We start from the raw sequence: 14,023 nt of genomic DNA, 5'->3' as shown, positions 1-14,023 counted from the left end.
GATTAAGCATTAAACAGGATTTAAGTATGAGTAAGATTGTTAAAGTTGTTGGTCGTGAAATTATGGACTCCCGTGGTAACCCGACGGTTGAAGCCGACGTTTATTTAGAATCTGGCCACATGGGCCGTGCGGCAGCACCAAGTGGTGCATCAACCGGTTCACGTGAAGCTCTGGAGTTACGTGACGGCGACACTTCTCGTTACTTAGGTAAGGGTGTTGAAACGGCAGTCGCCAATATTAACGGTGCTATTGCTGAAGCCTTAAGCGGTATTGATGCGATTAACCAGGAAGCTGTCGACAACATTATGTTGAAGCTGGACGGTACCGATAATAAAGAAAAGCTAGGTGCTAACGCTATTTTAGCTGTGTCTCTGGCGGTGGCGAAAGCAGCGGCTTTGAGTAAAGGCATTGAGCTTTACGAACATATTGCCAACCTGAATAACACCAGCGGTAAATACAGCATGCCACTGCCAATGATGAACATCTTAAACGGTGGTGAACATGCAGATAATAACGTGGATATTCAGGAGTTCATGATCCAGCCGGTTGGCGCTGAAAGCTTCAAAGAAGGCCTGCGTATGGGCGCTGAAGTGTTCCATGCTCTGAAAAAGGTTCTGCAGAAGCGCGGTTTAAGCACAGCGGTTGGTGACGAGGGCGGCTTTGCGCCCAACCTGGCGTCTAACGAAGAAGCCTTGCAGGTGATTGTCGAAGCGGTTGAAAACGCGGGCTATAAAATGGGCAGCGACATTACCCTGGCTTTGGATTGCGCTGCATCTGAATTCTACCGTGACGGTAAATACGAATTGTCTGGCGAAGGTAAGTCCTTTACCGCCGAAGAGTTTGCTGATTATCTGGCAGAGCTGTGTGACCGTTATCCTATTATTTCTATTGAGGATGGCCTGGATGAAAGCGACTGGGACGGCTGGAAAGTCTTAACCGAAAAACTGGGCAGCAAAGTTCAGCTGGTCGGTGATGACCTGTTTGTAACCAATACGCGTATTCTCAAAGAAGGTATCGACAAGTCGATTGCCAATTCAATTTTGATTAAGTTTAATCAGATTGGTAGCCTGACAGAAACCTTAGCAGCCATTGCGATGGCGCGTGAAGCAGGTTACTCGGCGGTTATTTCTCACCGTTCGGGTGAAACCGAAGACGCCACTATTGCCGATTTGGCAGTAGGCACCGCAGCGGGTCAAATTAAAACCGGCTCGCTGTGTCGCTCTGACCGGGTTGCTAAGTACAACCAATTATTGCGTATAGAGGGCGATTTGAATGGCCAAGCGCCTTACCGCGGACGACAGGAAGTCAACGCTGGCTAATCAACAGGCGGACATATTTCAGCCGCTGGCACAGCAGGGCGATTTTGCCGAGCTGTGCTCAGCGCTGTATGAACGTGAATTACCGCAACTGGCACAGGTTAATGATATGCCTGTTGCGGCTCTGCAACGTCGTTTAGCCAGTCTCCCGCACTATATTCGTCACGCCGCTCATGGTTGCCTCAATGCAGTGCAGTATTCGCCGTTAAAGTTGGATGTTCAGAACGCCAGCTGGCAGGCTCCTCAGCCAACAAAATCTCCTTCAGCCGGTATATCTGCCGAAGGGCAGAGCCAATGGTTTGCTAAACATGCAGCTTTGGGTCTGGTGGTTCCTGTTCGTTATCAAACTCCTGAATTTACGACCATAATGCTCGACAGCATCGACCGTGTGGATCCTGATAAAAAGCGTCTGCATCTGAATTACCGTGGCTGGTTTGATTTTACCGGGCAGGGTGAACATAGTCAGGATACCTTACTCAAGCCTAATAAGCGCGTTATGACCGCAGCCAGCTGTGGACATCAGTGGAATCATAAAGGGCGCGTTAACCCACGCACCTTAACGCTGCGTGAGTTGTTACTGGTGGCTACTCTGGACTGGAAAAAGTTTCAGGTGGCATTGCGGATAGCTCGTTAAGCCAGTCCTGCCATACCGGTTGTAATCCTTTCGCTTTTATTGCCTGCGCCACTTCACTTACTGGCCTGTCGTCATCTATGGAAAACTGTTCCAGCTCTTGTTGCTCGTTGGCGTAACCGCCGGGCTGAGTTTTCGATTCGGCACTGACCGAGGTCACACCTAACCGGAACAATCCATCACGAAGCGCCTGCTGTTCGCGCGTGGAAAGGCTGAGTTCTACATCGGGGAACCGCAACCGATAGGCGCAAATTAACTGAACCAGTTGTTTATCAGAAATTGTCCTTGCGTTATCGACACCACCGGCACAGGGCCGTAGCCGGGGAAACGACAGCGAATAACGACTGCGCCAGTAGCGTCGCCGTAAATAATCCAGATGCATGGCGGTAAAGGTGCTGTCGATACGCCAGTCCTCCAGTCCAATCAGCGAGCCCAGGCCAATTTTATCGATACCGCATTCGCCCAGGCGGTCGGGCGTTTCAAGCCGCCAGCGGAAATCGCGTTTTTTGCCTTTTAAGTGATGCTTAGCATAGGTAGCGGCCTGATAAGTTTCCTGATACACCATAACGGCGTCCAGACCCAGCGTGCGTAATTCAGCGTATTCATGGGTAGCCAATGGCTGCACCTCAAACATGACATAGCTGAAATAGCGTTTGATAATAGGTAGCGCGTGACGAAAATAATCAATACCTACCTTGGTTTCATGCTCGCCAGTCACTATCAGCAGGGTGTCAAAACCTTTGGCTTTTATGGCCTGACATTCCTGCTCGATTTCAGTTGGTGACAAGGTTTTGCGCTTTAAGCGGTTACTCATGGAAAAGCCGCAGTAGCTGCAATCGTTAGCACACAGATTCGATAAATACAGCGGAATAAACAAGTGCAGTGTGTTACCAAAGCGTTGCCGGGTCAGTTGTTGTGAGCGCTCTGCCATAAGGGGCAGATAGGACTCCGCCGCCGGCGACAGTAACGCCATAAAATCGCCCGTATTCAGATGTTTTTTGCTTAAAGCGGTTTCAACGTCAGCCGCGTTTTTACTGTAAAGCTGCAGGCGGGTATCATCCCAGCTGGTCTGCTCCCAGGTAGTATAAAAGCTCATAGCGACTCCAGAAACTCCGTTAACGGGCTGGATGCGGACGCTTTTAGCGAAGCGTTTTGACTTAAGCCTGCTTCAAAGGCCTGACGCCCAACAATAACCGCATCGCGAAAGGTTTTTGACATAGCGACGGGGTCGTTTGCAGTGGCTATGGCGGTATTCACCAGCACAGCGTCTGCGCCCATTTCCATAGCTTCAACAGCGTGGCTTGGCGCGCCAATGCCCGCATCGACAATGACGGGTAGCGATGCCTGCTCGATAATAATCCGTAGGAAGTCTCGAGTAAGCAGGCCCTGGTTTGAGCCTATGGGAGCGCCTAACGGCATAACTGCCGCACAGCCAACTTCCTCTAAGCGTTTACACAATACGGGATCAGCACCGCAGTAGGGCAGTACGGTAAAGCCTTCTTTTACCAAAGTTTCAGCGGCTTTTAGGGTTTCTATCGGGTCCGGCAGCAAATAGTTGGGGTCGGGGTGTATTTCCAGTTTAAGCCAATGGGTACCTAAAGCTTCACGGGCAAGGCGTGCAGCAAAAATAGCGTCTTGTGCAGTTTTGGCACCAGAGGTATTTGGCAAAAGCTGTAAACCTAAGTTTTGTATAGGCGTGACAATGTCGTCAGTGGGGCGCTCAAGTTCAACGCGCTTTAATGCCAGCGTTACTAACTCGCTACCGGAAGCCGCAAGGGACTTCTGCATAATATCCGCGCTACTGTATTTGCCAGAGCCTATGAATAAACGGGAATGAAAATCTCGATCGGCTATTCTCAGCATGGTTTAACCTCCGGCCACGGCTTGAACAAGTGTAATGGTATCGTTGTCTTTAAGCTCAGTCTGTTGCCATTGCTCGCGGTGTATAATCTGTCCGTTTAAGGCGACGGCAACGGCCGAGGTATCGACGTTCTGAGCAGACAGTAGCTGCGATAAATTGCTTTCCTCAGTAATCTCATAATCTTTGTCATTAATTTGAATGTGCATTTTGACCTCCGCATACAGGGCATGAAGCGGCCCGGGGTAAATAGAGTTGTTGCCAGTTTTGCGATAAGCCATTGAAGGTTTGCAGGTAACCCCAGACAAGCTTATGTCCGGTAAAATAATTAATTGCCAGTAGCGCCTGACTGGATCCCATAATGCCCACAACAGGAGCGGCTATACCCGAGTTACTGCAGTTCAGTGGTTCGTTAACATCGTCAGGATATAGACACTGATAACAGCCGTGGGAATGCTCCGGGTTAAGCGCAATGAGTTGCCCGTTAAAGCCGCGCGCCGCAGCAGAAATGAGCGGGGTGTTCAGTCGGTAGCAGCTTTGATTGATAAGGTACCGGGTCTCACGATTGTCGGTGCAGTCGAGGACTAAATCGGCTTGCTCGACGAGCGCTTTCAGGTTGTCTTCACAGGCTTGCTCTTCAAGAGCGGTTATACGGATGTCCGGGTTTAACTGCGACAAAGAATGACCAGCTTGCCGCGCCTTGGACAAACCAATATCGTCGCTGGAATAGAGTGTTTGCCGCTGTAAGTTACTGAGGCTGATGGTGTCATGGTCGACCAGTGTGATTTGCCCAACGCCCGATGACGCTAAATATTGGCTGGCAGGACAACCAAGGCCGCCCAAACCAATAATTAAAACATGGCTTTTGAGCAAACGCTGTTGTCCGGTTTCGCCAATTTCTTTCATCAGAATGTTGCTGCTGTAGCGTAGAAGTTGCTCGTTACTTAGCATGGGAAACCTCGCTTTCTTCCTTAACTTCGGCTTTAACTTCAGCTTCCATTGCAGTCAGTAACTGACGAACAGCCTGCTCGACGTCGCTCGTAGCAGTAATAGCGCTAACAACCGCTATGCCGTTAATTCCGGTAGCTTTTACGGCAGCTACGCGCTTTAAAGAAATACCCCCAATAGCGACTGTCGGTATGTTCGTTGGCGCTAATAATGCGACATAGCGGCGTAGTCGCTCCAGACCTTGGGGTTTAGACGACATAGCCTTGGTCTGAGTTGGAAAGATATGACCCAGAGCTATGTATGAGGGCTTATACGCTTGAGCAATTAATAACTCGGTGTAGCTGTGAGTGGAAATACCCAACCGCAACCCTGCTTGCTGAATGGTGTTAAGGTTGGCCTCGGTTAAGTCTTCCTGACCTAAATGCACGCCATAAGCGTTGTGCTTAATAGCCAGTTGCCAGTGGTCATTAATAAACAATTGCGCTGAATATTGCTCTGCCAGCTGAATGCTTTTTTTAATAGCGGTTTCCAACTGAGGAGCATCTGGGTCTTTAATACGCAGTTGCAGTGTCTTAATGCCCAGTTTTAAGAGCTTTTCTATCCACTCATAAGAATCTACTACCGGATACAATCCGGGTTCCTTGTCTAGCCCGGGAAACTGGAGATCAACGCAGGGCAACTCCGGCGTTTTAATCTTTGGAAAATGATCAATTAGCTGTGGCCAGTGTGTATGAGCAACCGGACCGGGTCCGCGACCTATACCTTTAGCTTTAATCAAGCCGTTATGCACATAGGCATTAGCTACCGTAATGGCATCCTCAAGTGGATAATCATGCGCTAATACCGACGCAATAGAAGAAGATAAGGTGCAGCCTGTTCCGTGGCTGTGTTTTGTTTTCAACTTCTGCTGAATGTATTGAATATGCTTTTCGGGATTTAGGTAATGATCAGATATTTTCCCTGCATTACCAAAGTCAGTACCAGTGATAAGGATCTGAGTTAGCCCAGTATGAAAGAGTTTTTCGGCGGCGCGGCACATTGAGTCTTCATCAGTAATATTCACGCCACTTAGCCAACTTAGCTCCTCCAAATTCGGTGTCATAATATCAACCAGTGGGAATAACTCCGCGCAATGTTGAGGCTTGAGCTCTGACAGACGATCCTGTTGAGTGCTGACAACCACCGGATCCCAGACCACGGAAGGTCGGGGAAGGGTATCAGGCCACTGCTTTAAAAAGTCAGCCACACACTGAAGCTGTTGCACATTACTAAGCAACCCAATTTTTATCGCAGCAGGCGGCATGTCCTGTTGCAGGCATTCCAACTGCTGACGAATGGCGTCAGCAGCTAACGGGAATAACCCGGTGGTTGCAACAGAGTTTTGGGCGGTAATTGTGGTTATGACACTGCAGCCATGCACGTTCAGACTACGGAAGGTGTTCAAGTCTGCCTGAATGCCTGCGCCACCGCCGCTATCAGAACCTGCGATGGTCCATACGACAGGTACCGACATCATTCTGCTCCTTCGGTCGCCGCATCTTTCACTTTTACATCAATGCGGGTGTCAGGATTATACTGACGCACCTCGTGAGAAATTTTCATGGAGCAGAACTTAGGACCGCACATGGAGCAAAACTGCGCGATTTTGTTCGAATCCTGCGGCAGAGTTTCGTCGTGATAGCTGCGGGCAGTTACAGGATCCAATGCCAGGTTAAACTGATCCTCCCAGCGAAACTCAAAGCGGGCTTTTGACATAGCGTCATCCCGCGCCTGAGCACCCGGGTGACCTTTGGCTAAATCGGCGGCATGAGCAGCTATCTTGTAGGCAATCATCCCCTGTTTTACGTCTTCTTTGTTGGGCAAGCCTAAGTGTTCCTTCGGAGTAACATAGCAAAGCATGGCGCAGCCAAAGGCGCCAATCATGGCAGCACCAATACCTGAAGTAATATGGTCGTAACCGGGGGCTATATCAGTGGTTAGCGGCCCTAAGGTATAGAACGGCGCGCCGTGACAGTGTTTTAACTGCTCATCCATGTTTTCCTGAATTTTATGCATGGGCACATGGCCGGGGCCTTCTATCATCACCTGTACATCGTATTCCCAGGCAATTTGAGTCAACTCGCCGAGTACTCTCAGTTCAGCAAATTGAGCTTCGTCGTTAGCGTCGGCTATGGAACCGGGGCGCAGGCCGTCACCTAAAGACAGCGACACATCATATTTCGCACAAATTTTGCAGATATCGCGGAAGTGTTGGTAAAGAAAGCTTTCTTGCTGGTGCGCCATGCACCATTTAGCCATAATCGAACCGCCACGGGAGACAATGCCGGTAACTCGTTTTGCAGTCAGTTTAATGAAGTCGTGCAGCACGCCCGCGTGAATCGTGAAGTAGTCCACACCTTGCTCAGCCTGTTCCAGCAGTACGTCTTTAAATACTGGCCAGCTCAGATCCTCAGCAACGCCATTGACCCGTTCTAAAGCCTGATAAATAGGCACAGTACCAATAGGCACTGGACTGTTGCGTAAGATCCATTCCCGGGTTTGGTGAATATTACGGCCGGTAGATAAGTCCATTACGGTATCAGCACCCCAGCGAGTCGCCCATACCAGCTTTTCAACTTCTTCTTCAATGGACGAACTGACCGAAGAATTACCAATGTTGGCGTTCACTTTTACTAAAAAGTTGCGGCCAATAATCATCGGTTCAGATTCGGGATGGTGGGTATTAACGGGGATAATTGCGCGCCCACTGGCAACTTCATCGCGTACAAATTCTGGCGTTATGGGGTTATCCAGGTGCTCCCGACCCATATTCTCACGCAGTGCAATAAACTCCATCTCAGGGGTGATCACGCCGCGTCTTGCGTAAGCTAACTGCGTAATGCTGTGATTATATTGCTGGTTCTCGCTATGGCGATCCTGAATCCAGCTCTCACGAACCTTTTTCAAACCCGCTTTAACGTCAATTTTAGCGTCCGGGTCACCGTAAACGCTGGAGGTATCATAGACATCCACTGGTTCGTTCGGTGGCAACTTTACGCCCGGCGTGGGCTGGTGCAAAGTTTCGCTTAAATGAATGCGGCGAAAGGGTACCTGGATATCGTTGTTGCCAGACAGAAATTCACGGCTGGAATTAGGGTAATAATGCCCGGATAGCGATGATAAAAAGGATTCAGCCTGTTGGCGGTTTAAACGGTTATTCGATGGTGCAGTTGACATAGCATTCTCTCATTTTGTTGATGTTAGAGATGCTTGTCAGGAGTGTTGAAAGGAACACCAGCGCAGAAACGACGGTTGTGTCATGCTGATGCTCTCTTGTTCCCTTCGCAGGTATTAGCCTGATCAGGTTCAACGGATCCCGCAATTGCGGTCTCAGCCGGTAGCTTCATTAAGAAAGCTACCGGCACTCCGACAAGATTCCTTTTTAGTGGAACAAAATCTTAGAGCGAATGCAACCGCTGTTAATCGTTAACCAGTTTAGCGACAACTTTAGCTGGCTTCTTCATTGGCTGGCTTAAGCCTTCTATGCGTTCAACAATAAGCCCTTGTTTATCGAGAATAGTGATCAAATTGCTGTGATCAAAATCACCATCGGGACGCTGTCGATACCTCACACCAAGTACTGTAGCTAAGGTTCTGATATCCTGCTCGGAACCGTTCAGAAACAGCCAATTGTTGTTGTTAAGTTGATACTGCTTAACATAGTCAGCGAGTGCCTCGGGTGTATCGCGATCGGTGTCAAAACTCACCATAACGAGTTTAACTTGCTGTTTAGTATCGTCGTCCAGCTTGCTGTATAAGCGTTTTACATCATGGACCAATACCGGGCAGGCGGTAGTGCAACTGCCATAAATCATGGAAAGGATAACGGGATGACCTTCAAGTTCTGAAAGTTTTAGTTCGCTATTCTTATGTGTTTTCCAGATAGCATCCACATGGTATACCGACTCGGAGTGAGAAACCTCTGCTGCGTTCATTGCCGTATGATTACTGTGGTCGTTAGCTGTCTGATTCTTGTGTATATCGTGATGCGAATGATCCTGCGCAAAAGACTGGACAGCAAAGATAAAAGAGGCCAGGGCGGTCAATTTTAGCAATTTATTCATGGTCGTTCTCCAGGTCGTATGCGCAACGAAAACCCATAGTGCTGGTGGCACTTTGCGGGGCATAATCACTGCGTGACTGATAACGGAAAAATGTGGCGTAATTGGCGTTACTAAAACTCGACATAAAGCGTGCTCCGTCGCCACAAGAACCGGAGAGCAAATCAACGTCATCGCCGTTAGTGAGTAATAATTGATAGTCATCCACCCACTCGTTGACACGGTCGTGCATGTGCATCAATTGGTCAGCATCTGGGTCGACGGTTTGTTGCTCCGCACTGTGGGGCTGGCTGTACCAGGCAAACAGGTTACGGGCATAATCATCATCGCTGATGTTCTGTTGTTGCCGATATTTGACCGACGCATACTCCCACTCGTTAAGACCAGGCAAACGCCCACCTTGTGCGGAGCAGTATTCGCGTGCGGCAAACCAGGACACATAAGTGACTGGCTCGTTTTCTTTGCCTTTAGCAAATTCAGTATTATCATCCCAATGCTTCAGGTAATTTCCGTCATGGAATAGGGCAGCGATGTTGTCTCGCTGCCACTGAGGTTGTTCAATGACAAATTCCAGAAACTCCTGGTTAGTGACAGGGGTTGAGTCCAGCATGAAACTTTCCATTTCTATGCTGAGCCGCTCTTTATCCAGTAATACCGGTGGTTTAAACGTACCACCATTGATCAGAACTGGATCGGCGAGCACTAACGGTGATAAGAGAACACCTGCAACTCCAAGCCACTTAACCATAAGTTTCCCCTTATTTCTCTTTACGCGAACCGGCAATTAATGCGCCGGCTGCGCCACGCTCTGCGTCAGCAAATTCGTGATCGACCAACTTATAGATGCCTTCTTCCGGAACAATAAATTCAATGGTTGCGCTGTTACTGGCACCCAGCAGCACGGTTTGCATGCCATACCACTCGTTACGCGGGTCACCTTCGTACCAGACGCGGTCGAAAATCGCACCAATAACATGGAAGCTGGAAGTGCCTGATGGACCTGCGTTTAACACATGTAAGCGCACACGGTCACCTTCGTTCGCACGCAACGGGTTGTCGCTAAGTGCTGCAACATGTCCGTTAAAAGTCACATGACTTGGCTGGCGGTCTAAAGCTGCACCGTGGTTATAGATGTAGTTACCTTCTGATGCTTCTTCCAGATAATGCTCTGACTGAACCAAAACGAATTCTTTATCAACGTCTTTGTCAGTTGGGTAGCCATCTTTAGGAGATACCACAACGGCGCCGTATTGGCCCATAGCTGTGTGCATGAGTACGCTGGAAGTACCACAGTGATACATATAAGTACCCGCGTAGTTGGCTATCCATTCGAACTCAATAGTTTCACCCGGAGAAATGGTACGCCATTTGTCTTCAGCAGCGACGGTACCGCTATGGAAGTCCATAGAATGCGGCATTGGGTTAACGACAGGCTGGTTGTTCTGATAACCATTGGCTTGTACTTGCTGGAAAAATGGCGAACCATTTTTGACCGGTTTAGTGATAGTCACTTCTTCGTCAGAGCGGTTTTTCATTTTGAAGATAACACGGTCGCCTTCACGTACGTGTAATACGGGACCGGGTACTGAGCCACCGAATGTCCAGGCCGAATAGGTTACTCCCGGAGCAACTTCTATTTTCTGAGAGAACACATCCATGCGTACATCGTGGGTTTTGTTACCTTCATAGTCGAGCTCGGCGATATTTGGAACCTGAGTAAGGTAGTCGCCAACAACCGCCGGGCCACTGTAGTCTTCACGGTACACTTTAGCTTCTGGTAAGCCAAAGATTTTACCGTCAATGACATATTCGCTGTCGTGCTTAAGGCTGAGTTCTTCCGCATTAAGCGGAGCTGATGCAGACGCCATAGCGGCCAGAAGAGATGCACTGATAATTGATAAACTTAGAGTTTTCATAATGATTTTTCCTTTAACTGATAACAAATAGGTTTAACGCAAACTGGCAACGGCTTCGGCTGTGATAGTTTCACCGCCATCTGCAAGCTCGGTATTGATGTAGTTAACTAAGGTCGAGATATCGGCGTCTTTCAGATAACCCATGGGCGGCATAGCGCCGTTGTAGTTAGTTCCATTAACGGTGATAGCGCCGGACTTACCATTGATAATTGTCTTAGCTATGTAGTCGGGGTTATTCTTGATGTTTGTATTTCCGGCCAGTGGTGGAAATACACCTTGCATGCCCTTACCATTTGGTTGGTGACATGCCTGACAATATTTTTTGTATACGTTTTCGCCTTCGCTAGCATCGGCTGCCTGGCTTATGAATAAACCCGCGAGAGACACGGCAATAAGTGATACTTTGCAAAGAGATTGAATGCTCATAACGACACCTTCGTAATTGACTTAAGATGCCTTTAGAATACTGCTTTAATGAGCTTTTACGAGTGAAATGAAGGGGTAACTCAGGCCTACTCCTTTATGTGTAAAAGAAGTAAGCCTAATGCAGGTTGGTGGGTATTAAATACTACGTGCTTCTAATTCAATACGAGAGGCAGCACCGTAAATTTTACTCGGATCACCTTCGAATTCGCCTTCTGGAGTAGTAGTAGGCCAGAGGTTTTCAAGATTACTGATGACCTTGCGGGTTTCGCTAATGGCTTCTTCAGCTTTGCTTGCTTCTTTATCATTAATGCGGTTTAAGCGTTCAAGCGCAATTTCTTTAAAGCCCATGGCGTCCTGATATTCGTGCACGTTAGCGACTTCGCCATTTTGAATACCAATAGCGTATTCGTCGGCGGCTACCATTAGCATTGATGAAACACTCAGTATGACGTCTTTAGCTGACATGTCAGCAATAGGCTCATTAGTACTGATAGAGTCCAGCAGAGCCTTGTAGTTGCTCATGACCGTGTCTTCATCTTTATCATTAATGACACTTTCCGCCAGGGTATTTAACGGTTCGGCAAATCCGGGTAAGCCGCGTGCTTCGAAGGCTTCAGTAAGGCCGCTATAGAGCTCGTCACCCGGGTGTTTCATATGAGTTTTAGCCATTTTAATGTGGCCTTGCTCGTACAGTTTCATTCCCACCCATAAATGGCCGCGGATAAAACCGAGCTGAGCCAGAAAAGCCGTGTCATTGGTGTTTAAATCAATTTCAGGGGCGGCCATTTCGCCTTCTGCCATAGGGGCAGCCATGAACATAGAAGGTGCTGCGCCCGGCTGCGTCAGTGGCGCTGCTGTTACCTGTGATGCTGCTACGGTGGTGGCCAGAACACTGCCAACGCCAAGCCAAACTTTTTTCTTTTCAAACATATAAAGACCTTAGTATGCTTTTTTGAGAGAGTTAACTCATGTATATTTGCAGAAATGATAACTATTCGCAAGTTAGAAGTGTGGAATAATGATATTACAAATTAGCAATGCCGTAGATACAGATACGATAAAGAGTATTGTTGCAGGCCTTGATGTCGGGCAGTTTAGTGATGGTAAGAAAACCGCAGGCTGGGCAGCGAAGGATGTAAAAAATAACCAGCAACTGTCGGGTAAAAAGTCTGAGGCAGCTACACAAGTGCTGCTGGACAGGCTTCAGCAAAACGCTCTGGTGCAATCGGTTATGCGGCCAAAGCAGGTGGCGCGGGTGACGGTAAACCGATATCAGCAGGGAGAGTACTATGGTACCCACATGGATGATTCCTTGATGAACGGGGTAAGAACCGATATTTCTTTTACGCTGGGTTTGTCACCCTTATCGGATTTTGAGGGCGGCGAGCTGGTTATAGAGGACGCCAGTGGCGAACGGAGCTGGCGACTGGGCCAGGGAGATATTCTCATGTATCCAAGCCATTACCTACATCGGGTTAATCCGGTGACTAAAGGTTCCCGGCTGGCAATGATAGGCTGGGTGCAAAGCTTGGTTAAACAGCCGAATTACCGGGAGCTACTCTTTGATATAGAGCAATCGTTGAAAGCTGAATTTGATGCAAACGGTAAGTCTGAAAACTTTGATCGCCTGACCAAGGTGTTTCATAACCTGTTAAGAGAATGGGCTGATGTATGATCAGCCCATTTAGCAGTGTATTTAGATGAGAGTCATGCCGCACAAGACCAATAACGCAACATTGGCTGCCAAACCAATCATAAAGAAATAACTACGGGGGCTGGGGTTTTTCTCTGTCGCTATAGCGTAGTAAAGCACCATATGAATTAAGCGGGCAATAGCGAAAATCCAGATAAAAAGCCCCGTCCAGAAAGCGCTGGCACCGATGAAAAAGGCAAGAAATACTGTGCCCAGCATCAGCGGATAGTTTTCTAACGAATTCATCAGGGTGCGGTGAGCACGAAACACAAAAGATGAATGACTCAGTGAGTCGTCGATTTTGCCCGGAACGGCGCCGGGTTGTTTCGCTTTTTGACCGCTGGCAATAACCCATTGAACCAACAAAATCACCAGTGCAATAAGTACGCCCCAATAAGCCATTGTATAAGTTTCACTTCCGTTCATTTTATCTCTCCTTTTGTTCTCTATGATTTGGTTAAGCCGGGCTTCCACAACTCCAGCAGACTTCAAAAGCGGCTCCGTTAATTTCCTGACAATTATTGCAACGCCAGTCCGAGCCGTTCGCTTGTTCTTCCATCTTTTCAATCAGTGTTTTTGCGACAGCGAATTGAGTATCTTCAACAAGCCAGAGTTCCGGCCAGGTATCCATTGGTGCTAGATCACCGGCGGCACCACTGGAAAATTCATTTTTCATAACCGTTTCAATGCCTTCCATTTGCAATAGGTTACGGGCGTTTTCCACTAATAGTTTGTTTTCATGGGTATAAATAAGTTTCATAGGCGTTTCTTATAGGTAAAACCTGAATAGCAATGTATTTTTACGTTATAGTTAATGTATCAGACTCAGCGTCTGTTTGTGTTCTCCATTTTTCTAAGGAGTTGTATATGGCGGGTGGCTGGTCGCACGATGGTGCCGTACAGGAACAAATTGATGCCAGTACCGAAGATGAAGTAAAACGCGTACGCAGCAAACTTACCGGCGGGGAAAGTCTGGAGTTTTGCGAAGAGTGTGGCGAGCCTATTCCGGAAGCCCGGCGCAAAGCGATTCCGGGTGTTCGTTTGTGTGTGGAATGCCAGGCGGAACTCGACAAACAGGACTCAAGCAAAGCGGGCTTTAATCGGCGGGGAAGTAAAGACAGCCAGCTACGTTAAG

General features: G+C 48.3%; 17 protein-coding genes and 1 riboswitch. Of the genes, 4 read left to right on the top strand and 13 right to left on the bottom strand.

Going from position 1 to position 14,023, the window contains the following annotated elements; translation table 11 throughout:
• The first annotated feature begins 26 nt into the window (after positions 1 to 26).
• A complete protein-coding gene (gene eno, locus ACN0RF_RS03760) occupies positions 27 to 1,319 on the top strand; it encodes a phosphopyruvate hydratase (RefSeq protein ID WP_153849041.1) in 1,293 nt (430 codons plus the stop codon).
• On the top strand, positions 1,273 to 1,950 hold the full coding sequence (locus tag ACN0RF_RS03755; RefSeq protein ID WP_011234023.1) for a hypothetical protein: 678 nt from the start codon (positions 1,273 to 1,275) through the stop codon (positions 1,948 to 1,950). Before eno ends, ACN0RF_RS03755 begins: the two co-directional genes overlap by 47 nt.
• Here the strand turns inward: ACN0RF_RS03755 and thiH are convergent.
• The 11 genes from thiH to ACN0RF_RS03700 all read right to left on the bottom strand — a co-directional run bounded on the left by thiH (position 1,901) and on the right by ACN0RF_RS03700 (position 12,125).
• Positions 1,901 to 3,043: a 2-iminoacetate synthase ThiH gene (gene thiH / locus ACN0RF_RS03750; protein ID WP_417438106.1), complete on the bottom strand. Its 1,143-nt coding sequence runs from the start codon at positions 3,041 to 3,043 to the stop codon at positions 1,901 to 1,903. The genes ACN0RF_RS03755 and thiH overlap by 50 nt on opposite strands.
• Positions 3,040 to 3,810 carry a thiazole synthase gene (locus ACN0RF_RS03745; protein ID WP_011234021.1) on the bottom strand — a complete coding sequence of 257 codons (771 nt, stop codon included), beginning with the start codon at positions 3,808 to 3,810 and terminating at the stop codon, positions 3,040 to 3,042. Before ACN0RF_RS03745 ends, thiH begins: the two co-directional genes overlap by 4 nt.
• A gap of 3 nt (positions 3,811 to 3,813) precedes the next feature.
• Positions 3,814 to 4,014 carry a sulfur carrier protein ThiS gene (gene thiS, locus ACN0RF_RS03740; RefSeq protein WP_417438105.1) on the bottom strand — a complete coding sequence of 67 codons (201 nt, stop codon included), beginning with the start codon at positions 4,012 to 4,014 and terminating at the stop codon, positions 3,814 to 3,816.
• Complete coding sequence (locus tag ACN0RF_RS03735) at positions 3,998 to 4,756, bottom strand: HesA/MoeB/ThiF family protein (protein ID WP_417438104.1); 759 nt, start codon at positions 4,754 to 4,756, stop codon at positions 3,998 to 4,000. Before ACN0RF_RS03735 ends, thiS begins: the two co-directional genes overlap by 17 nt.
• On the bottom strand, positions 4,746 to 6,269 hold the full coding sequence (thiE, locus tag ACN0RF_RS03730) for a thiamine phosphate synthase (RefSeq protein ID WP_417438103.1): 1,524 nt from the start codon (positions 6,267 to 6,269) through the stop codon (positions 4,746 to 4,748). Before thiE ends, ACN0RF_RS03735 begins: the two co-directional genes overlap by 11 nt.
• A complete protein-coding gene (thiC, locus tag ACN0RF_RS03725) occupies positions 6,266 to 7,969 on the bottom strand; it encodes a phosphomethylpyrimidine synthase ThiC (protein WP_342487555.1) in 1,704 nt (567 codons plus the stop codon). The genes thiE and thiC overlap by 4 nt, the downstream gene beginning before the upstream one ends.
• An 83-nt stretch (positions 7,970 to 8,052) precedes the next feature.
• Positions 8,053 to 8,171, bottom strand: a riboswitch (TPP riboswitch).
• Positions 8,172 to 8,211: 40 nt separating this feature from the next.
• On the bottom strand, positions 8,212 to 8,856 hold the full coding sequence (locus ACN0RF_RS03720) for an SCO family protein (protein ID WP_417438102.1): 645 nt from the start codon (positions 8,854 to 8,856) through the stop codon (positions 8,212 to 8,214).
• Positions 8,849 to 9,601, bottom strand: a complete 753-nt coding sequence (locus ACN0RF_RS03715) for a formylglycine-generating enzyme family protein (RefSeq protein WP_417438101.1) — start codon at positions 9,599 to 9,601, stop codon at positions 8,849 to 8,851. Before ACN0RF_RS03715 ends, ACN0RF_RS03720 begins: the two co-directional genes overlap by 8 nt.
• 10 nt (positions 9,602 to 9,611) lie before the next feature.
• A complete protein-coding gene (locus ACN0RF_RS03710; protein WP_417438100.1) occupies positions 9,612 to 10,769 on the bottom strand; it encodes a multicopper oxidase domain-containing protein in 1,158 nt (385 codons plus the stop codon).
• A gap of 33 nt (positions 10,770 to 10,802) precedes the next feature.
• Positions 10,803 to 11,195: a c-type cytochrome gene (locus tag ACN0RF_RS03705; protein WP_417438099.1), complete on the bottom strand. Its 393-nt coding sequence runs from the start codon at positions 11,193 to 11,195 to the stop codon at positions 10,803 to 10,805.
• Positions 11,196 to 11,330: 135 nt separating this feature from the next.
• Positions 11,331 to 12,125 carry a hypothetical protein gene (locus ACN0RF_RS03700; RefSeq protein WP_417438098.1) on the bottom strand — a complete coding sequence of 265 codons (795 nt, stop codon included), beginning with the start codon at positions 12,123 to 12,125 and terminating at the stop codon, positions 11,331 to 11,333.
• 88 nt (positions 12,126 to 12,213) lie between these two features.
• On the opposite strand from ACN0RF_RS03700, the gene ACN0RF_RS03695 reads away from it, so the two are divergent.
• Positions 12,214 to 12,870: a Fe2+-dependent dioxygenase gene (locus ACN0RF_RS03695; RefSeq protein WP_417438097.1), complete on the top strand. Its 657-nt coding sequence runs from the start codon at positions 12,214 to 12,216 to the stop codon at positions 12,868 to 12,870.
• Positions 12,871 to 12,891: 21 nt separating this feature from the next.
• On the opposite strand, the gene ACN0RF_RS03690 is transcribed toward ACN0RF_RS03695, so the two are convergent.
• Both ACN0RF_RS03690 and ACN0RF_RS03685 read right to left on the bottom strand, forming a co-directional pair.
• Positions 12,892 to 13,314, bottom strand: a complete 423-nt coding sequence (locus ACN0RF_RS03690; RefSeq protein WP_417438096.1) for an MAPEG family protein — start codon at positions 13,312 to 13,314, stop codon at positions 12,892 to 12,894.
• 31 nt (positions 13,315 to 13,345) lie between these two features.
• Entirely contained in the window at positions 13,346 to 13,648 is a 303-nt protein-coding gene (locus ACN0RF_RS03685; RefSeq protein ID WP_417438095.1) for a DUF2007 domain-containing protein, read from the bottom strand.
• 107 nt (positions 13,649 to 13,755) lie between these two features.
• Between ACN0RF_RS03685 and ACN0RF_RS03680 the strand changes: the two genes are divergently transcribed.
• Positions 13,756 to 14,022 carry a DksA/TraR family C4-type zinc finger protein gene (locus ACN0RF_RS03680; RefSeq protein WP_317496746.1) on the top strand — a complete coding sequence of 89 codons (267 nt, stop codon included), beginning with the start codon at positions 13,756 to 13,758 and terminating at the stop codon, positions 14,020 to 14,022.
• Position 14,023: the final 1 nt, after the last annotated feature.

It is taken from the genome of Idiomarina sp., assembly GCF_048260185.1.
In the GTDB taxonomy this organism is placed as follows: Bacteria; Pseudomonadota; Gammaproteobacteria; order Enterobacterales; family Alteromonadaceae; genus Idiomarina.
This window is presented reverse-complemented; position numbering and strand designations above follow the sequence as displayed.